At 69.7% G+C, this 19,621-nt stretch carries 16 protein-coding genes; 6 read left to right on the forward strand and 10 right to left on the reverse strand.

Features of this window, described 5'->3' with window-relative positions; translation table 11 throughout:
• Positions 1–11: 11 nt before the first annotated feature.
• The 4 genes from ACZ5WE_RS07770 to ACZ5WE_RS07785 all read left to right on the forward strand — a co-directional run bounded on the left by ACZ5WE_RS07770 (position 12) and on the right by ACZ5WE_RS07785 (position 2,863).
• The gene (locus tag ACZ5WE_RS07770) at positions 12–422 is read left to right on the forward strand and encodes a four-helix bundle copper-binding protein (RefSeq protein ID WP_467684749.1); all 411 of its coding nucleotides are present in this window, start codon (positions 12–14) and stop codon (positions 420–422) included.
• A gap of 155 nt (positions 423–577) precedes the next feature.
• The gene (locus tag ACZ5WE_RS07775; RefSeq protein ID WP_467684747.1) at positions 578–2,077 is read left to right on the forward strand and encodes a hypothetical protein; all 1,500 of its coding nucleotides are present in this window, start codon (positions 578–580) and stop codon (positions 2,075–2,077) included.
• A gap of 66 nt (positions 2,078–2,143) precedes the next feature.
• Positions 2,144–2,434 carry a hypothetical protein gene (locus ACZ5WE_RS07780; RefSeq protein WP_467684745.1) on the forward strand — a complete coding sequence of 97 codons (291 nt, stop codon included), beginning with the start codon at positions 2,144–2,146 and terminating at the stop codon, positions 2,432–2,434.
• Between the two features lie 45 nt (positions 2,435–2,479).
• Positions 2,480–2,863, forward strand: coding sequence for a hypothetical protein (locus ACZ5WE_RS07785; RefSeq protein WP_467684743.1), 384 nt, complete (start codon positions 2,480–2,482; stop codon positions 2,861–2,863).
• A gap of 35 nt (positions 2,864–2,898) precedes the next feature.
• On the opposite strand, the gene ACZ5WE_RS07790 is transcribed toward ACZ5WE_RS07785, so the two are convergent.
• The 9 genes from ACZ5WE_RS07790 to ACZ5WE_RS07830 all read right to left on the reverse strand — a co-directional run bounded on the left by ACZ5WE_RS07790 (position 2,899) and on the right by ACZ5WE_RS07830 (position 14,654).
• Positions 2,899–3,315, reverse strand: a complete 417-nt coding sequence (locus ACZ5WE_RS07790) for a hypothetical protein (RefSeq protein ID WP_467684741.1) — start codon at positions 3,313–3,315, stop codon at positions 2,899–2,901.
• Positions 3,316–3,565: 250 nt separating this feature from the next.
• Positions 3,566–4,684, reverse strand: a complete 1,119-nt coding sequence (locus tag ACZ5WE_RS07795; RefSeq protein ID WP_469157283.1) for an NAD(P)/FAD-dependent oxidoreductase — start codon at positions 4,682–4,684, stop codon at positions 3,566–3,568.
• Between the two features lie 67 nt (positions 4,685–4,751).
• Entirely contained in the window at positions 4,752–5,891 is a 1,140-nt protein-coding gene (locus ACZ5WE_RS07800; protein WP_469157288.1) for an SGNH/GDSL hydrolase family protein, read from the reverse strand.
• An 80-nt stretch (positions 5,892–5,971) separates the two neighbouring features.
• On the reverse strand, positions 5,972–8,392 hold the full coding sequence (locus ACZ5WE_RS07805; protein WP_467684735.1) for a glycosyl hydrolase family 95 catalytic domain-containing protein: 2,421 nt from the start codon (positions 8,390–8,392) through the stop codon (positions 5,972–5,974).
• 57 nt (positions 8,393–8,449) lie between these two features.
• Positions 8,450–10,234, reverse strand: coding sequence for an alpha-galactosidase D (locus tag ACZ5WE_RS07810; protein ID WP_467684733.1), 1,785 nt, complete (start codon positions 10,232–10,234; stop codon positions 8,450–8,452).
• A 32-nt stretch (positions 10,235–10,266) separates the two neighbouring features.
• Positions 10,267–11,190 carry a carbohydrate ABC transporter permease gene (locus ACZ5WE_RS07815; protein WP_467684731.1) on the reverse strand — a complete coding sequence of 308 codons (924 nt, stop codon included), beginning with the start codon at positions 11,188–11,190 and terminating at the stop codon, positions 10,267–10,269.
• Positions 11,187–12,122, reverse strand: a complete 936-nt coding sequence (locus ACZ5WE_RS07820; RefSeq protein ID WP_467684729.1) for a carbohydrate ABC transporter permease — start codon at positions 12,120–12,122, stop codon at positions 11,187–11,189. Before ACZ5WE_RS07820 ends, ACZ5WE_RS07815 begins: the two co-directional genes overlap by 4 nt.
• A gap of 31 nt (positions 12,123–12,153) precedes the next feature.
• Positions 12,154–13,467 carry an ABC transporter substrate-binding protein gene (locus ACZ5WE_RS07825; protein ID WP_467684727.1) on the reverse strand — a complete coding sequence of 438 codons (1,314 nt, stop codon included), beginning with the start codon at positions 13,465–13,467 and terminating at the stop codon, positions 12,154–12,156.
• 8 nt (positions 13,468–13,475) lie between these two features.
• Positions 13,476–14,654: an ROK family protein gene (locus ACZ5WE_RS07830; protein ID WP_467684725.1), complete on the reverse strand. Its 1,179-nt coding sequence runs from the start codon at positions 14,652–14,654 to the stop codon at positions 13,476–13,478.
• Between the two features lie 179 nt (positions 14,655–14,833).
• Between ACZ5WE_RS07830 and ACZ5WE_RS07835 the strand changes: the two genes are divergently transcribed.
• Positions 14,834–16,957 (forward strand): alpha-galactosidase, encoded by a 2,124-nt coding sequence (locus tag ACZ5WE_RS07835; RefSeq protein ID WP_467684723.1) that lies wholly within the window; start codon positions 14,834–14,836, stop codon positions 16,955–16,957.
• 366 nt (positions 16,958–17,323) lie between these two features.
• Positions 17,324–18,511, forward strand: coding sequence for an alanine--tRNA ligase-related protein (locus ACZ5WE_RS07840; protein WP_467684721.1), 1,188 nt, complete (start codon positions 17,324–17,326; stop codon positions 18,509–18,511).
• Here ACZ5WE_RS07840 and ACZ5WE_RS07845 read toward each other — a convergent pair.
• A complete protein-coding gene (locus ACZ5WE_RS07845) occupies positions 18,502–19,410 on the reverse strand; it encodes a LysR family transcriptional regulator (protein ID WP_467684719.1) in 909 nt (302 codons plus the stop codon). The two genes, ACZ5WE_RS07840 and ACZ5WE_RS07845, sit on opposite strands and share 10 nt — an antisense overlap.
• Positions 19,411–19,621 lie beyond the last annotated feature (211 nt).

The following is a 19,621-nucleotide window of genomic DNA, read 5'->3' on the forward strand; positions in this document are numbered from 1 at the left end:
TTGGAGACGCGATGCTCCAGACACGCGAGTTGTTCGACAGCCTTGCCTCGCGCGCCGACCACCTCGACAACCAGACCCTCGCCACCGCTGCCGACGCCCTCTCCTCGTGCGAACTGGCCGTGACCGCCTGCGCGGTCGGCATGCTCGCCGAGAAGGAGGCCGATGAGCTGCGGGCCGCGATCAACCGCGACCTGAACTGCGCCGACGTGACCGCGGCGACGCGGCGGGTCCTGACGCGCGGCACGGACGCCGATCCCGCGCTGATGGCGGCGCAGTTGGAGGCGTGTGCGATCGCCTGCGAACAGAGCCACGAGCTGTGCGTTCAGCACGCGCCGCAGCACGAGCACTGCCGCATCTGCTCCGAGGCCACCGACAGCGCGGCGTCCGCGTGCCGCGAGGCCCTGCGGAACCTGCGGGCCTAGGCGGTTTCGTCTGGATCAGTGGGGCGTTGCCCGCTGCGGATGTGGGCCATCGACCCAACCTCGCAGGAGACCGCGACCATCTGGGTACCGGCAGACCGTCACGGAAGATCGAGGCCGATGGAACCATCCGCCCCACCCGTCGAGTGGTACACCCTGTGTGGATACGAACATGGTCACTCATCCTCTGTACGGCCCTCGCCGGCATCGCCCTCGGCCTGACCCCGGCCGCGTCGGCCATGGCCACGTCCGCGGGCGTGAACGGGCTCGCGCTGGAGGGCGTCTCGGCCACGCGTTATCTGCCGGAGCCGGACAATCGGCAGTATGACGACCCCGATCCGCAGGACTTCGGCTTCACGCTGAAGCGGGACCGGGCGGAGCGGTCCACGCCTGTACGCATACGGATCGACGCCAGTGCGCTCAACGGCATCGCCACGGTCGGCAGGCTCAGCAAGAGCTGCCACTACGGCGACGACCGCGCGCACGTCGAATGCGCGTACACCCCGCGGTCGGCCCGCAGCGAGGTCAAGCCCTTCGCGCTCACCATGACCGACGCCGGCGCGGCCGGTGACCACGGCAGGGTGACCGTCGCCGCGTCCGCCGGCTCGCGCCCGGCGGTCGAGGCCTCAGCCGACGTGTGGGTGGGCCTGCCCCAGCTCCACATGAGCGCGGAGTTCGAGAAGAAGGTCCAGCCGTCGGGCGGCACAGCCCCTGTGCGGATGAGTGTCCGCAACAGCGGAAAGGTGCCCGCACCCGACGGCATCGGCTTCACCGTCGACGGCGACCAACGCGTCGCCCTCACACACCTCCCCCGTAACTGCGGCAGGTCCACGGAGACCGACAACATCGCCGTGTGCAGGTTCGGCAGCGAGGCTCTCGCCCCGGGGGCGACCGTGACGCTGGACCGTCCCCTCGACCTCCACGTGCCCAAGCGCATCCTGCGCGCGACCCTGGATCTGCACGCCTGGGCGATCGGCAGTCAGGACGACCCGCGGCTGCCCGAGAACGCGTACCGGAAGGGCGAGAGGTACTACGGCCACTGGCAGCAGGGGAAGGCAACCGCCCCCGCCGTGGGGCTCCGGAAGCAGTCAGGGGCGGACGGCGGCTTCAGAAAGTACCTGCGAAGGTGGATCGAAACGGACGCCCGCCTCGACATCTCAGCCGACGCGGGCACCATCCGGGGGAAGGTGGGGGAGACGGTCGAGGTGCCCATCCACATCAGCGAGCGATGGCCGGACGGGAGCCGCAACAGCTCCTTCTACGTCGAGTGGGCCTACCGGTTCACCGCCCCGGAGGGAACCACCGTGGTGCACGGGCCGATGGAAGAGGGCGAACCGCTGTGCCCCGGCAAGGGCCGCACACTCTCCTGCCCGAGCACCATGCCCGGCGACCACATCACTCTGCACATCGACCGCAAGGTCCCGGACGCCGCCGCGCGGATCGAGATCGTGCAGAGCAAGAGCCACCCCGCTCACGACCCCGTACGCGCCAACGACCGTGCCACGCTGCCCCTTTATGTCGACGGCGTGATGCCGAAGCCTTGGACCCGCATCGTCTCGGCCGTTGCCCCGTGGGCTGTCGGAGCGGCGGTCGTACTGGCGGGCGGCGCGCTGTACTGGTGGCGCAGGCGGCGTTCGCGGCGGCCGGTCACCCGGTGACCGCAGGCGTGTGCCGGGTCCGGGCCACGGTTCGCTCCGCGTTCCCCGATCCGGCAGACTGCCCGGATGGACTATGAGTTCTGGAACGACATCCACACCCGCGGCGGCATCCCCGCGGTCAGGAACGCTCTGGAGGAGCTGGCCGAGCGCGGTTCTGCCGAGGACGTGGACGCCGCGATGGATCTGGCCTGCCGGGTCATCGAGGACGACACCGCCCGCCTTCAGGCCCGAGCGGATCAGGCCGAGGCCAGGCTGCGGATGCTGACCGACGAGGCGCGTGAGGTGGAGCGGCAGGTCGACGCGCATGCCGGGGCCGAGGGGTCCGGCGAGGCGTCGGCGCGCGCAGAACGGGAGTAACCGCGGCCGGGCGCCGGGCAGCTGGACCCCGGGGCCGGGTGACGCTTGGCGCTTGGCGCTTGGCGCTTTCGGGGCTCCAACGCGAGCCCGGCCGGTGCCAACGTCCCACCGTCCGGCGCGTACCTCGTACGCGTCTTCCACCGCCTTCTGACCGTGGAAGACCTCGGCGCAAGTGGCACGACGGCACCGACCCCCGAAGAAGTCGGGGCGATGTACGACCAGTTCGGCGACATCCTCGCCATGACGCTCGGCTCGACCGCTCTGCCCATCGGCATGTGTGTGCTCTACGAGGACCGGCGCGGCGAGATCGAGGAGCGGTTCGGCAAGGAGGCCCTGGCCCACAGCGATCCGCTCATGACCCCCTGTCGCTCCTTCTGCCGCGGCCACGTGGACTACTTCCTGCTCGTCGTGCGCGCCCCCGAGGCCTGACCGCGGCGGATCAGTGGGTTCGGCGGGTCCGCTGGTCAGCTCACCGTCACCGTGACGACCGGTGAGACGGTGGTACCGCTGGCCACGCGCAGTTCGTTCTTGCCCTTGATGCCGAGCTTCACGCGCAGGCCGTAGCTCCCGGTCGCGCTGGTGACCGTACTGGCGGGCAGGGCCTTCCACGCCCCGTGCTGCTTCTGCTGCAGGGTCACCTTGCTGCCTGCCTTGACTCCGGTGGCCTTGCCCGTGAGGCGCAGCTCCTGCCACGCGCGGACGTGGGAGACGGACGCCTTCGCCGTGAGCGTGGCCGCGACGGGCTCAGCGGCGGCCTGCGCCGGCCGGGGCTCGGGGCCGGACCCGGCGGCGAGCGCGACGGTGGCGGGAATCAACAGGACCGATCCGACGAGAGCGGAGACGGCGGTGGTGCGCAGCAGGCTGCGGCGGTTGTTTCGCATGACGGCAGTGATCCCCTTGGGTGTCGGTCGGTACGTGTTCCTCCGGGTGCGACGAGCCGCCGCACCCTGAGGAACATAAACGTATGCACCCGACATTGCGATCACCCGGAGGGCGCGTAACAGAATCCGGCAAAACCGGTCACAGCGCCGCAACTGCCCGCACGGTCCCTCGCGTTGCGCCACGCGTTGGGCCCTCGCGGCCCGGTCAGCGGCGGGCCGGGTACGCGCGGTGACTTCGTCGCGCGCCCCCTCACCTGCCCCCCTTCTCGCCGTCGCGCGCCTTGCCGGCGGCCGGCAGGGACTCGATCCCATGCCGCCGCTCCCCCAGAACCCGCCGGCAGTTGGCGGCTTCCGCGGCCGGTCCGAAGGCTCCCTCAGAGACCCCCTGAGCGCGCCGTTCCGCCACTGCGGCCGCGGTGTCGGCGGTCACGAGATCGGCGTTGATCGCTGTCGCGGCCGTCATGCCGGAGGCCGCGGACACCATCACTCCCGCCACGAGGTCGGTGGCGTTGCCCGCGACCCACACCCCCGCGACGCCCGTGAACCCGGTCGCGTCCGACTCCACGTAACTCCCGGCACCCATGGGATGGTCGACGCTCTTCAGGCCGAGTCCCGCGAGCACCGCACCGCGCGCCTCGAACCGCGGTGCCACGGCGAGGGCCCGCACCGGGACACGCCCGCCCGAGGCCATCCGTACGCCGGTGAGGTGGTCGGCCTCGACGTCGAGGCCGACCACCTCACCGTCCACCACCGCGATGTCGCGGGCGGCCAGCTGCTCCCACTGCTCGTCGGTCAACTCGCCGGCGGTGTGCAGGAACAGGGTCACCTCAGGCGACCACTGACGGAACAGCAGCGCCTGGTGCGTCGCCATCGGGCCGGTCGCCAGGACACCGATCGGCTCGTCGCGCACCTCCCAGCCGTGGCAGTAGGGACAGTGCAGGACGTCACGGCCCCACCGCTCGCGTACGCCGGGTACGTCGGGAAGCTCATCGACGAGCCCCGTGGTCACCAGCAGGCGCCGCGCCACATAGCTCCGCCCGCCGGCGGTCTCCACGACGTAGCGCTCGGAGACCCGCCGGGCACCCGTCACCAGGTCCGACACGATCCGCCCCCCGTAGCCGACGACCTCCTCCCGGCCGATCCGCAGCAGCTCGCCCGGCGCGAGGCCCTCGCGGGAGAGGAACCCGTGCACGCCGTCGGCGGGAGCGTTGCGCGGCTCACCGGAGTCCACCACCAGCACGGAACGCCTGGCCCGGGCCAGGGTCAGCGCCGCCGACAGACCGGCCGCGCCGCCCCCGACCACCACTACATCCACATCCGCAGCCGCGTTCAGATCAGCGGCGATGTCTCGCTCGTTCGTCTCAGTCATGCCGACACCGTGCGCCCGACATCAGCAGAACGGCAAGCTTCCTTGCTGTTTCAGCAAGGAAGCCAGCTCACCGCTCACACCGCAGGTCCTCCAGGTCGACCGTGTCGGCCATCACCCGCATGCCCTTGTCGTTGGGGTGGAGATGGTCCCCGCCGTCGAAGACCGGCAGCAACCGTTCCTGGTCGTACGGGCTGCGGAGCGCTTTGTCGAAGTCGGTGACGGCGTCCAGCTCGCCGCTGTTCCTGATGAAGTCGTTGACCTCTTGGCGCACCGCCTCGCCGGCGGCGTCGAACTCCGACCAGCCCTTGAAGGGCGGCACCGTCCCGCCCACGACGCACTTGCCCGCCGCGTGCGACCGGTCGATGATCTGCCGGTATCCGGCGATGAGTTGCTCCGCGGTGACGCCGGTGTGCGCCTTGATGTCGTTGATGCCCTCGAACAGGAACACCGTGCGCACGCCCGGTTGGGAGAGGACGTCTCGTTGCAGCCGGGCAGTGGCGCTCTGCCCGGCGCCGTCGACAAGGACCTTGTTGCCGGAGATTCCCTCGTTGGCGACCCCCTTGATGCCGGTGCCGGACGTGCCCTGGAGTCGCCGGGACAGATAGTCGGGCCAGCGGCGGTTCATGTCGGTGGTGGACTGCCAGCCGTCGGTGAGGGAATCGCCGAGCGCGACCACAGCGCCTGTGTCCGCCCCGCTCTCCACGCTCACCGCGTCGAGATAGAACCACGAGCCGATCCGCTCGCTCCAGCTGCCCTCGCTCTCCTCGCGGGCGTGGTCACCGTTCGCCGCGTACGACGTCTGCATGGCCATGCCGTGCCCCGTCGCCCGGCCCGCGGCCTCGGCCACGTACAGGCTGACGACCAGATCGCTCTGTGCCGCGAGCTGTCCGAGCAGCGGGTCGCTGGTCACACTGGAGCCCGGCGCCACTGTGACGGACCGCGCGCCCCCGAAGCTGACCCGGCGGTTGCTGCCGGGCACGAGCCGCGCACCCTCCTCGCGCGCTGCGGCGTAGACGCTCCCGAAGGTCACCGGCCGGTCGCCGAAGGCGTTGGACAGCCTGACGCGCGGTTGGGATCCACCGACGCTGGTGCGGACGACAAGGCGGTAGCTGCGGTCGGCCACCGCCTGGCCGAGCCGGTCGGCGCTCGCTCCCCAGGTGACGACCTGATGCCGGGGCGGCCGGCCCACCGCCGACGCCGCTGTCATCGGTAAGCACAGCGCGAGCACGAGCCCGCAGACGAGGACGATCGCCCGGCCGCTCCGCCGCATGAACCGCAGCCGGGGTCTCAACTGCCCTCTCCCCGCAGCGTGATGGAGCCACCCGGCTCGAGAGCGACCTTCCGTGTCACTCCCCCGCACACCACGGTGGTGCTGCGACCGCCGACACTGCGCAGCCGCGCCCGGGTCACCTTCCCGTTCCGCCAGCGCAGGTCGACGACGAAACCGCCGCGTACGCCGACGCCGGAGACCGATCCCGAGCGCGCCCAGGCCTCGGGCAGGGCCGGGAGCAACTCGACGTGTCCCGGGCGTGAGGAGACCAGCATCTCCAGCATCGCCGCCGCCGTGCCGAAGTTGGAATCGATCTGGAAGATGCCGCGGCCCTTCTCGACCTCGTAGATGTCGAAGAGGTTCATCGCGGTGCCGTTGCTGCCGCCGATGGACGGCCGCAGGTTGTTCACGACCAGTTGGTACGCCTTGTCCGCGTCCTTCAACCGCGCCCAGCACAGACTCCGCCAGGCGTTGGCCCAGCCGAAGCTCTCCATGCCGCGCGCGGTGAGCAGCGCCCTCGCCCCATCGACCAGGGCCTTCGATGTCGTTGCGTCGGGGCGGATCCGGTCGCCGGGGAAGAGCTGGACGAGCGGGGAGAGGTGGCGGTGGGTGGTCTCGCCGAGGTTGTCGGGGGACATCCACTCCTCCAACCACCCGGTCGTCGGACTCACTCCGGGGAGGTGGAGGCGATCCTTGAGTTCGCCGACCCTCTTGCCATGGGCGGTGTCCCTGCCGAGGACGGAGCAGGCGGTGCGGTAGTTCCCGAAGAGGGCCCAGACCAGTTCCTGCGCGTATGTGATGCCCTTGGCGTCGAGCGGTCCGTGCTCGGGAGACCAGTCGCTGTCGGCGATCAGGACCTCGCGGCTCTCTCCGGTGGCGGGGTCGGTCACGGTCGTGGTGAGCAGGCGCGCTTCCCAGAACTCGCAGGCCCCCTTGAGCAGCGGGTGGATCCTGGCGAGGTAGGCCCGGTCCTGGGTGAACTCGTAGTGCTCGTAAAGGGAGTTGGACAGCCAGGCGTTGCCCGCGGGGTGCCACCACCAGCCATTGCCGCCGTGAATGTTGGTGGAGATGGCCACGGTCCAGCCCGCGATCTTCCCGCTGGAGTTGCGGTAGCGGTTGCGCGGGTCGTTGAACAGGGTCCGGGTGAGCTCGGTCCAGGAGGGAAGCTGCGCCAGGCAGTAGTCGGCGTACGCCTCGAAGCAGGTGGAGAGCGCCGCTCGGTCGGCCAGCCAGTAGTTCATCTGGATGTTGATGTCGGTGTGGTAATCGCCCATCCAGTCCGGGTCGTTGCCGTCCAGCCACAGGCCCTGGAGGTTGAGCGGCAGGCTGTCGCGGGACCCGGCGATCATCAGATAACGGCCGAACTGGAGGTACGACGCCTCAAGTTCGGGGTCGGCTTCACCGTCTCGGGCGCGTGCCTGGACGCGTTCCCAGGTGTCGAGGCGACGCTGCGCCCGCGACGACGTGCCGAGCGAGACGTCCATCCGCTCGAACAGGCGCCGATGGTCGGCGACATGGGTGTGCAGGAGCGCGCCGGGCTCATGGCGGGCGGCCGCGAGCACCTTGGTCCTGGCGAGGCGCTGCGGGTCGAGGGTGGGGTCGCGGTATCCGGCGGCCGCGTCAGGTGCGTAGTTGGTGCCGCCGCTGACGACGACGGTGAGCTCTCCGCAGTTGGTGAAGGAGATCCGCGAGCCGTCGACTGCCACGGTGCCTGTGGTGCTGTAGGCCGTCACCGCGGCGCCGTAGCGCAGCCCGCCGTCCGGGAAGGCGGCACCGAACGATGCGGTGCGGGGGCCGTGCGCGGTGGTGCTCTCGCCGTGGGTGCCCGCGAGCATCACGGTTCCCGTGTAGTGGCCGCCGCCCTTCTGGGAGAAGTGCAGGACGATGGCGTCGTCGGGATGGCTCGCGAAGATCCGGCGGCGGTACGTCGCCCCGGAGCGGACGTACGAGGTGGTGACGATCCCTTGGCTGATGTCGAGGTCGCGGCGGTAGTCGGAGACAGCGGAGAGGTCGTGGTCGGGGATGTCGACGGTCAGTCGCGCGAGGAGGGTGAACGAGCCGAAGTCGCCGCGCCCGTAGGGGAATTGTCCGTCCGCGTCGAGTGTGGCGTTGAGACCGCCGGTCCACATTGTCGCGTCGGTGAGCAGGAGCAGTTCGCGGGCCGGGGCGTTGCCGGCGAGCGCGCCCAGGCGCCCGTTGCCCACCGGCAGACCCTGTTCGATCATCCTCCGCTCGGATGCGGGCGCCCGGTACCAGAAGCGGGTCGTCTCCTCCTCGGCCAGCAGGGGCGAGGCCGTCTGCCGGGTCGCGGGCGCGGAGGCCGCGAAGGCGGGCAGTCCGCCGAGTGCGGTGAAGGCGCCGGCCGCGGCGGCCACGGAGAGGAGGTCGCGGCGGCTCGGTCTGGGTCGGGTTGACTCGGTGTGCTGATCGTCGTCCACGAGGCACTCCATTCCGAAGGGGCGGTGCGGGGCGGAAGATGTGGGCGGCAGCGGTCGTCAGGAACGCTTCGGAACGCCGATCCGGTCGATGTCGGGGGCGTATCCGTCACCGCTGTCGAAGGTGACCGTGTTGGTTCCGGCCTTGAGGGTCACCGGCACTCCGATCGTCTCGGCGGTCCCCCAGTCCCCGGTGGAGGGGAACTTCAGGGCGGTGGAGCCGTTGCCGTTGGCGGAGACCTGGACCGTGCGCGGATCACCGCTGACGTACGCGACCTCGATCACGTAGCGGCCGGCCTTGCGTACCTCGATATCGTTGAAGCGGAGCCTTCCGCCCTGGTAGAGATTGCCGACCTTGCTGCCGCCCGAGCATGCGGGGCAGTCGCCGACCGCCGCGTTGCCGGTGAGGGTGTTGGCATCGGACTCGGCCTCGTATCCCGTCATCTGCTGCTCGGGGCCTCGGGGTGTGACGGTGAACAGGCGTGAGCCGTGGGCGGGCAGCGTCTGCGTCACCTTGTCCTGGTAGGTGCCGATGTCCTCGTGGTTCCACAGGTCGCGGACCTTGCCCCGACCGGAGAAGCCGAGGGTGGAGAAGTCGGCGCTGACGGCGGCGGGGGAGTCGCCCAGATTGAAGAGGGCGACGGTGTGGCTGCCGTCGGCGTTCTTCGCGCTCCAGACCTGCCGGTCACCGGAGGCGGTGACCGGGCGTGCGGGCGGTGTGCTGCCCTGGTTGAGCGCGATGACCTCACGGTTGGTCAGGAGGGAAACGCCGTAGTCGTCGAGGCGGGTGAGGTCGTCGCCGGTGTAGAGGGGTGACTTGGCGATCGCCCACAGGGTGGCGTAGCTCTGCCGTTCGGCCTTGGTCAGGCCGTCCATCTCGCCGTTGCCCACGTTCAGGGAGTCGAGGTCGTTCCAGCCGCCGGGACCGGCGTGCCGGGTCCAGCCGGGGGCGTCTTCCCAGCGGTCGTCGACGGAGTTCTCCCACGACACCAGGGTGTTGCAGTAGCACTCGACGTCCGTGTCGATGCGCCAGCCGTTGGAGTACTTCTTCCAGTCGGCGACATGATTGATGTCGAGCGCCCAGGAGATCTCCAGGTGGATCGGCCGCCCCGCCTTGGCGATCGCCTTCTTCCAGGCGGCCACGTCGGCGACGTTGTTGTAGTTGTCGCCGCTCTTGGAGGAGCCGGGGCCGACGCCGTCGAGCTTGAGGAAGTCATATCCCCAGTCGGCGAAGAGCTGGGCCTGGGAGTCGATGTACTTCTGCGCGCAGGGCCGGGAGAAGTCGAGTTTGTAGGCGCTGTCCCAGCCGTTGGTGGTGCGCAGGTCGTCGTACACGATGTCGGCGGTGCTGCAGCCCTGCGCGTTCCAGATGGGCACCTTGCCCTCGCCGTACGCCTCCTTCTCCAGGCCCACCGGCAGGTAGATGCCCGCCTTGAGGCCCTTGGCGTGGATGTCGTCGGCGACCGGCTTCATCCCGCGCGGGAAGCGGCCCGCGTCCGGCGCCTGGCGGGCGTAGGCGTCGAACTCCGGCTTCCACGCCATGTCACGCCACCAGCCGGCGTCGATGTTGACGTATTCGTAGCCGTACTTCTTGAGCTTGGAGGCCATCGCGGCGGTCTGCTTGAGGACGTTCTTCTCGGTCAGGTAGCTGTAGTCGCCCTCGGGGTTGAGCCCGGGGTACTTGGATGACTGCATGGACCAGCTGGTCCAGCCCATGAAGGGCTGCTGGGCCGGCTCGGCGGCAGGTCTCGCCTCGGCCACGGGGGTGGCGGCGGCAGGCACGGCCGTCGTCAGACCGGCGGCGAGGGCCAGGACGAGCGCGGAGGAGTACAGGGACGACCGCATGGGTCGCACCTCCAGGGGGTCGGGGCAGAGGGTCAGCCCTTGCCGGAACCGATGGTCAACCCGCTGATGAACTGGCGCTGGAGCGCGAAGTACACCAGCAGCGTGGGGATGGCGGTCAGCAGGGCACCGGCCGCGATGAGGTTGGGGTTGGTGAAGTACTGGCCCTGGAGGTTGGCGAGCGCGGAGGTGATCGGCCGCTTGTCGCCGGTGTCGATCAGGGCGAGCGACCAGAAGAAGTCGTTGTAGATCCAGATCGATTCGAGGGTGGCGAGCGCCGCGAACGCGGGCCGGCACAGCGGGAGCACGATCTGGAAGAACTGCCGCCACACGGGGGCGCCGTCCACCAGGGACGCCTCGGTGATCTCCTTGGGGATCGTCCGCATGTAGTTGCTGAGGACGAAGGTGCAAAAGCCGCACTGGTAGGCGATGTGAATCGCGATGATGCCCCAGACGGAGTCGTAGAGCAGGAACGAGTCGCTCATCCAGCCGGGAAGACCGATCTGCAGATAGAGCCGGTACAGCGGGGTGATGAGCACCTGCGCGGGCAGCAGGTTGCCCGCGGTGAAGAACATCAGCAGCGCGATGTTCCACCGGAAGTCGAAGCGCGAGACGAAGAAGGCGACGGCCGCCGAGAAGAGCAGGGTGCCAAGGACCGCCGGGATCGTGATGAGGACGGAGTTCCAGAAGAAGTGCGGCATCCCGGACTGGCTCCAGGCGTCGGAGAAGTTCTCCAGGCTGATGCCGTGCGGCCAGGACAGATAGCCGTGCTTGCTGGTGTCCTCGTAAGGCCGCAGCGAGGTGTACATCGCCCACAGCAGCGGGACGAGCCACAGGAGGGCGATCCCGCCGAGGAGGATGTGCCGGCCGGTCTGCCGTTTGGGGCGCGGCGGGCCGCCCGACGGCAGTGGCCGGCGGGTGCGTGAGCCGGCGGCCGGCGGGGTGGCGGTCGCGGTCACTGGTCCTCCTTGCGGAAGGTCTGTACGAGGAAGGCGCAGATGGCGAGCAGTGAGACGACGAGCAGGACGACCGCGAGCGCGGAGCCGTAACCGATGTGACTGGACTCGCCGATGATGTTGTCGGTGATCAGGAGCGAGAGGAGCTCCATGCCGGGTTTGCTGCCGGTGCCGCCGCCCAGTACGTAGACGATGTCGAAGGCCCGCAGGGACTCCATGACGGTCACGACGAGGATGATGATGTTGACCGGCTTGAGCGCGGGAAAGACCACCCGCAGAAACGTCTGGCGTCCGTTGGCGCCGTCGAGTGCCGCGGCCTCCTTCAGGGCGGGGTCGAAGCCCTTCAGCCCGGCCAGGTAGAGGATCATGATGTAGCCGGTGTGACGCCAGGCCGACGCGACAAGCACAGCCCAGAGGTTGAGGTCGGGATCGCCGAGCCAGTCGATGTGCTGACCGGCGTCCGCCCCGCTCAGGATGCCGTTGAGCAGACCGTTGTCGGGGTTGTAGATGATCTCCCAGATGAAGCCGACGACCGCCAGGGAGAGCACCATCGGCAGGAAGATCGCGGTCTGGTAGACCCGCGTGAAACGGATCTTCCGGTCGAGCTGGTAGGCGAGGAAGATGCCGAACGGGGTGGGCAGCAGGGCCGTGAACATCAGCCAGACGACGTTGTGCTGGACGGCCGGCCAGAACGGCGGATAGTTGGTGAAGATCTCCTGGTAGTTGTCGAGTCCGATCCAGCGGATGTCGGACAGGGCGATGCCGTCCCAGCTGGTGAAGGACAGGCCCACGGAGGCGAGGGCCGGGAGCCAGACGAGGACCAGCAGGGCGAGCAGCGGAATTCCGACGATGACGGTGAGGAAGACGCGGTCACCGGTACCGAGCCGCCGGGGCCGGGCACGCTTGGACGGGGGCGCTGAGCGCACGGAGGACATGGTGAACCTTCCCGGTCCTGATCAGAGCCGTTCAGGCCGTGAAGAAGCGCGAACGCTGGGACTCGATCTTCTTCAGCAGGGCCGCGCCGTCGTCCGGGTGACCGAGCCATTCGGTGAATCCCGGCAGTACGACAGTGGAGATGAACCCCGGGTCGCTGTCGCGGTCGCCGAACTGGGTGATGTGCTCGGCCGACGCGATGAGGTCGGCGGACTTCTTCTGCAGGGGGTTGTATTTGCCGGTGTCGGCGCGGGAGTTGACGGCGACGTTGCTCGGGTCGACGCCCATGTAGAGGTTCTCGGCCTCGGCACTGGCGAGGTACTCGAGCATCTTGGTGGCGCCTTTGAGGTTCTTCGGCTCGCGGCTGAGCATGAAGCCGTCGGTGGGGGCTTCGACGGTCTCCTGGCCGTGCGAGGGGTCGATCTCCGGGAAGGGAAAGAAGTCGATGTCCGCGCGCAGCTTCTCGTCGGTGATCTGCTGGCCGAGGAAGAGCCCGATGACAGCCATGCCCGACTTCTTGTCGAGCAGCGACTGGGCGGCGTCCTGCCAGGAACGGCCGCCCGCGCCCTGCTGGTAGAAGCCGCTCAACTCACGCCACAGGTCGAGGGTCCTGGTCGTGCGGCGGTCGGTCCAGGCGACCTCGCCCCGCATCAGGTCCATGTGGAAGTCGTAGCCGTTGGCCCGGAGGTTCAGATAGTCGAAGGCTCCGAGGACGGACCAGCTGTCGCCGCCGCCGTAGCCGGACGCGATCGGCGAGAGCCCGTCCTTCTTCATCTGCTTGGCGAGGGCGGTGAACTCACTCCAGGTGCGCGGGACTTCGTAACCCCGCTTCTTGAACACGCTCCTGCGGTAGAAGACGGCCCACGGGTAGTTGTACAGCGGGACGAAGTAGTACCTGCCGTCCTCTCCCTTGGACAGCTGCTTGGCGGCTTCGCTGAATCCGGCGCCTATTTTCTCCCATACGTCGTCGATGGGATGGGCCAGCTTCTTCTTGGCGAAGTACTGCATGCGGTAGCCCGCGAACCAGGTGAAGACGTCGTCCGGAGTGCCCTGGAGATAGGTGGAGATGCTCTTCTGGAAGGTGTCGTGGTCCACGGTGTTCGTCTTGACCTTGAGGCCGCTGTCCTCGGTGAACGCACTGGTGAGGGTCGCGTAGGCCTTCTTGGGCGTGGCGTCGGCGCCGTTGGATCCGAAGGTCACCGTCTTCGGGTCGGCGGCCGGCCCGCCACCGCAGGCGCTCAGGAGGGGCGTGCCCAGCGCGGCGGCACCGATCCCGAGAGATCCGCGGACCACGGTGCGGCGGCTCGGCTCACGGGCGGGGAAGGGTCTGCGGCTCTGCTGCGTCATCGCAACTCCTAGTACGTGTCTATGCCGATGAAGGACTGGATCGCGGTGGCCGCGGCCCCGCGCGCCCACTCCTCGAAGGGCAGGGGACGTGTCATGACGTCGCACTGCGCGGCCGTACCGAAGGCGGACGCGGTGAACGCGTCGCGGATCTGCTCGGCGAACAGGTCGTACGCCGCGAGACCTTCGCCGGAGATGATCACCCGCCGCGGTCCGAGGACGTTGACGACGGCCCCGATGGCGCGGCCGATCGCCTCCCCGGCCCGTGCGTAGGCCTCTCGCGCTCCGGGGTCACCCCGGTGCGCCAGTTGAAGGACCGCGGCGGAGTCGGCCACCGGCATGCCGGTCACCTCGCGGACGCGGCGGACGATGGCCGCGTCCGACGCGATCGCCTCCACACAGCCGGTGTTGCCGCAGTGGCACGGCGGGCCCAGTGGGTCGATCGGCAGGTGGCCGATCTCACCGGCGACTCCGTGCGCCCCGGAGACCACCTTGCCGTGCACCACAAGGCCGCAGCCGATGCCCGCGCCGACGGTCACCAGAGCGAAGTCGGAGATCCCCGCCCCTGCGCCGAACCACTGCTCGGCGACGGTCAGCGCGCGGACGTCGTTGTCGACCGTGACGGGCAACCCGGTGACGGTGGCGGCCAGTTCGGTGAGCGGCACGTCCCGCCAGTCCAGGAAGGGCGAGTAGCGCACCACTCCGGCGGCACGGTCGACGTCGCCGGAGACGGCAAGCCCGAGACCGCGCACCTCCACGCCGAACCCCTCGGCCTCCGTGAGGAGTTCCTGTACGAGTCCGGAGATCGAGGCGAGCACGGCGCCGGGCTCGCGGTCGGTGACCGGGAGGTGGCGGGCGACGCGGATGCGGCAGCACAGGTCGGTGAGGACCGCGATGATCTCGTCGCCGGTCACCTTGACCCCGATGAACAGGGCCCGCCCGCCATCGACCCGTACGAGGGTGGCGGGCCGCCCGAGGGAGGGCCGCGCCTCCTCGTCCATCCCTTCGACGAGGTAGCCGGCTCCCATCAGCGGCCGTACCGCCTTGGTGACCGCAGCCGAGGAGAGCGCGGTCCGCCGGGAGATCTCGATCCGCGTGAGCGGGCCGTGGGACAGAACAGTGGTGAAGACCAGGGATGCGGCAGGTGTGGGTGCCGGAACCACGTCGATCCGAGGAGTCGTGGAGCGCATGGCCGAAACGTAGGGGGTGTTCTTTTCCTCTGTCAATGAAAGAAGCAAGCTCCTTTCAAGAAGCGCTGAACGAGGCACCTTGGCTTTCAAATGCCTGCCATTGACGAGGTGTTGACAGTTGATCGAAGGGAGTGTTGGCTGCCGCATGTTCTCGAGGCGCTATCTGAACGTGAGGATCCATGCCTGTGATCTCCTTCGCCCCTGAGACCGGGGTCTGGCTGCTCTGCACTCCGCGCACGTCGTACGCGCTCCGCGTCGACGAGACGGGAGCGCCCTGCCATCTCGCGTGGGGGCCACGGCTGACCCTGACCGAGGCACAGGAGCTCGCGATTCCCCCGGCCCCGCACCCCAGCAGCTTCGAGGGACGACCACCGGTCGGCGAGGAGCTGCCCGTCGACGGCGGGGCACGGTACGGAACCCCCTCCCTGCAGGTGCGCTTCGCCGACGGGACGCGCGCGTTCGAATGGGAGGCCACAGGTCACCGCGTCCATCAGCCGGCGCCGGGCTCGACCGAACTGGCCCTGGACTTCCGCGACCGCCACCACCCACTGGAGGTCACGCTCCACTACCGCGTCCACGACGACAGCGACGTCATCGAGCGCTGGTGCGCCCTGCGCAACACGGGCCAGGAGACGGTGGCCCTGCTGCGCGCCGACTCCGCCGCGTGGACGCTCCCGGCCAGGGACGACCACCGGCTCAGCCATGTCACGGGCCAGTGGTCCGCCGAGACCCAACTGCACCGCGACCGCCTGCCGTTCGGCGAGACGGTACTCACCAGCCGCAGGGGCATCACCAGTCATCACGCGAACCCCTGGGTGATGCTCGACGCGGGCGACGCGACCGAGAACCACGGCCAGGTCTGGAGCGCGGCCCTGGCCTGGAGCGGCAGCTGGCGCGTCACCGTGCAGCGCGCCCCCGACGGCCGGGCGGGGTTCACCGGCGGCTCCGGCCACGACGGCATGGCCCAACCCCTCGACCCCGGCTCGGAGTTCCTCACTCCACGGCACGCCGGTCTCTACACCGACGGGGGCTTCGGCGCGACGAGCCGCGCCTGGCACGCGTACATCCTCGCCCATGTGCTTCCGCACCCCGATGAGATACGCCCCGTGCTCTACAACTCCTGGGAAGCCACCGGATTCGACGTCGACGAGGAGAAGCAGCTGGCCCTGGCGGGCCGGGCCGCGGCGCTCGGCGCGGAGCTCTACGTCATGGACGACGGCTGGTTCGGGGCACGCCGCGGCGAAGACGCGGGGCTCGGCGACTGGACGCCGTCCCCGGACCTCTTCCCCCGAGGGCTCACGCCACTGGTGCGCGAGGTGCACCGGCTCGGGATGGGCTTCGGCCTGTGGGTGGAACCCGAGATGGTCAACCCGGACAGCGACCTCTACCGCCGGCACCCGGACTGGGTCCTGCACTTCCCGCACCGCACCCGCACCGAGCTGCGCAACCAGCTCGTGCTCAACTTCGCCCGTCGCGACGTCGCGGACTGGGCATACGGCTGGCTGACCCGCCTGGTGGGCGACCACGGGATCGACTTCCTCAAATGGGACATGAACCGCGCGCTCAGCGAGGCGGGCTGGCCGGAGCGGGCGGGCGGAACGGAGCGCGTGTGGACGGCGTACGTGCACCACCTCTACGACGTCATCGACCGGCTGCGGGCCGACCACCCGGGCCTGCGGATCGAGGCGTGCGGCGGCGGCGGAGGCCGGGTCGACCTGGGGATCCTGTCCCGCACCGACCAGGCGTGGACGTCGGACAACACCGACGCGGCGGACCGTGTCCTCATCCAGCACGGGTACGGCCAGATCTACCCCGCCCGCACGATGGCGGCCTGGGTGACCGACGTACCCAACCAGCTCACCGCCCGATCGGTGCCGCTGCGCTTCCGCTTCCATGTCGCCATGGCAGGGGTTCTCGGCCTCGGCGGGGACCTGACCCACTGGTCGGATGCCGAACTGGCCGAAGGGGCAGAGCTGGTGGCGGAGTACAAACGCGTACGCCACCTCGTGCAGCACGGGACGACGCACCGGCCGCGAGGCCCGGTCGACGACGGTCCGTCCGCGGTGCAGTACACCGCGGCGGACGCCGGCGAAGCGCTGCTCCTGGTCTGGCAACGGGCTCCGCGCCACGGCGCGGCCCGCCCGCCCTTGCGCCTCACCGGTCTCGCCCCTGGCGCCCACTACCGGGACGCCCGCACGGGAGCGGTGCATTCCGCGACGGTGCTGACCGACTACGGTCTGCTGCCAGAGCTTCCGGCGGGCGACTGGGCCAGTGCGGCTGTGCACTTGGTGCGCGTCCCCTGACCGGAAAGCGCAGCAACCACGCACCAGTGGCTGCCCTACTGGGACGGCTCCATGGTCCTGATCGCGGTCAGCATGTGCCGCTACATGCGTTCCTCCTTGCAGGCAGAGCTGGAGCGGTAAACCGCGTGCGGACAAGATCTGCGCGCGTTACCGTCGTCCGTATGAACGTCACCGGCCTACGCACCACCGCGACCGCGCGAGCGCCCAGCTCGCCGGTTGCCGCCGTCTGACGCACTTCCCCTTTCCACCGGCGACCGGACACGGTCCGCCGGTGTTTTCGTGGTCTCCGTGGTGTTCCCGCCCCGGTTCTCATGTGCGGACCCGCTGTCCGGTGCCTCCCCGCTGTGATCGCGAAGGAGCCACCCCATGAACACCGAACTGAGCACCGAGGACGTCGTCCGCACGTTCGTCGAGTACTTCGAGGAGCGCGGCCACCGCCGGATCACCGGTTCGACGCTGCTGCCGCCGCCCGGCGACCCGGTGCTGTTCACCACCTCGGGCATGCATCCGCTCACTCCGTACCTGGAAGGGCGGCCTCATCCGCTCGGCAGGCGTCTGGTCAATGTGCAGCGCTGTCTGCGGACCACGGACCTGGAGGAGGTCGGTGACTCCACCCATCTGACCGTCTTCGAGATGCTCGGCACCTGGTCGCTCGGCGACTACGAGGGGCGGCAGAGCCTCGACTGGGGGTACGACCTGCTCACCGACGGGTTCGGCGTCGACCCGCGGCTGCTGCACGTCACCGTCTTCGGCGGCGACGACCGCGTCGGGCCCGACACCGCCTCCCTCGACCTGTGGCAGGACCGCGGGGTTCCGGTGGAGCTCACCGTCGAGGACAACTGGTGGCCCGGCGGGACCAACGGGCCCACCGGGCCGTGCGGACCCGACTCGGAGATCTTTCTGTGGACCGGTGACACCCCACCCGAGTCCACACCGACCGGTGACGACCGCTGGGTGGAGATCTGGAACCACGTGATGATGCGCCACCGCCGGCTCGCCGACGGGTCACTCGTGCCGCTCCCCCAGCGCAACATCGACACCGGCCTCGGACTGGAGCGGCTGGCCTCGCTGCTTCAGGGGCGGGCGTCGGTGTTCGAGTGCGACCTCTTCGCCCCCTGGCGTCGCCTCGTGCCGGACCTGTGGCAGCTGGACGAGACGACGCTGCGGCTGGTCTGCGACCATCTCCGCTCGGCCATGGTGGTGATCGGCGACGGGGTGGGCCCCGCCAACACCGGCCGCGGCTACGTGCTGCGCCGACTCCTGCGACGCGTCCTCACCGTGCTGTGGCGGGGTGACCCCTCGCGTCAACTGGCCGATGTTCCGGTGGAGTTGTTTCAGCACACCCTGGAACACTTTCGTCAGGAGGTGGCAGCCGACGACGTGCGCCGCGTACTGATCGAGGAGGAGCGGCGGTTTTGGAGGCTGCTGGAGCGGGGGCGGCAGGTCCTTGCCCGGCCTCGATTCCGGGGCACACTCGACGAAGAGGACTTTCACTACCTCCATGACACCCATGGTCTGCCGCGCGATCTCGTTCTGACGTTGCGTCAGGGGTGAGGGAGCCGCTCGGCCACCGTCCCCAGCACGTCGACCAGAGCCGCCACCGCCGGACGCCGTTCGGCGGAGGCGCGGCACACCACGACGACGTGCCGCTCGATCCGCTCGCGCAGCAGTAGCACGTCGAAGCGCGAGGCGCGCAGGCCGAGCATCAGCTCGGTCACCGTGCTCACACCGATGCCCGCCTCGACCAGGGCCAGGGTCGCGGCGGTGTCGGTGACTTCGTGCCGCACGTCCGGTTCGATGCCCGCGCGACGGCACGCGGTGCGTACGGCGCGGCCGTAGTAGCTGTCGGCCGTCGGCAGGATCCACGCCAGGTCCCGGGTGTCGGCCAGAGCGGCGCGGTCGCGGCCCTCCATCCAGCCGGTGGGCACCGCCAGGGCGAAGCGCTCGCGGTGGAGCCGGGTCACGCGCAGAGCGGAGTCGCGCGGGATGGGCACGTCCGGGTAGTCCAGGCCGAGCGCCAGGTCGACGCCTCCCGATGCGACGGCGTCGTACACCTCGTCCACGTCCATGTCACGGCTGTGCACATTGAGTTCGGGGTGGGCCTCGTGCACCCGGCGCAGAGCCGGCGGCAGGATCTCGGCGGCGGCCGTGGCGAACAGGCCGACCAGGAGGGTGCCGCAGACCGCGCCGCGACCGCGCTCCAGTTCCTCGACGGCTGCGGCCTCCGTGGCCAGGATCCGCTCGGCGTGCCGGGCCAGCGTGGCCCCGGCATCGGTGAGTTCCACGCGGCGGCCCGCCCGGCGCAGCAGCGGCGTGCCCGCGGCCTTCTCCAGTGCGGCGATCTGTTGGGAGACACCGCCCGGGGTGTAGCCGAGGGCCTGAGCGACAGCGGTGATGGTGCCGCGCCGGGTCAGCTCGACCAAGGACCGCAGCTGGGCGCTCGTCCAATCCATGAGGCGCCCATCATGAGACGACCGTATAGAGGTCGTCAATGATCAGGTGCAGGATCTGTTCATGGACGTCAACGGTTGGGTTGCGTCACGATGACGGGAGGCCGACTGATCAGCGCCCCGCACGTTGCCGAGCAAGTCACTGACGTCCATGCCACGCCCATGAACTGACGCCCCCTCAGGCCCCCTTGGTCCGGGCGTCGGCATCTGGAAG

The organism is Streptomyces sp. NPDC033180 (assembly GCF_055577645.1).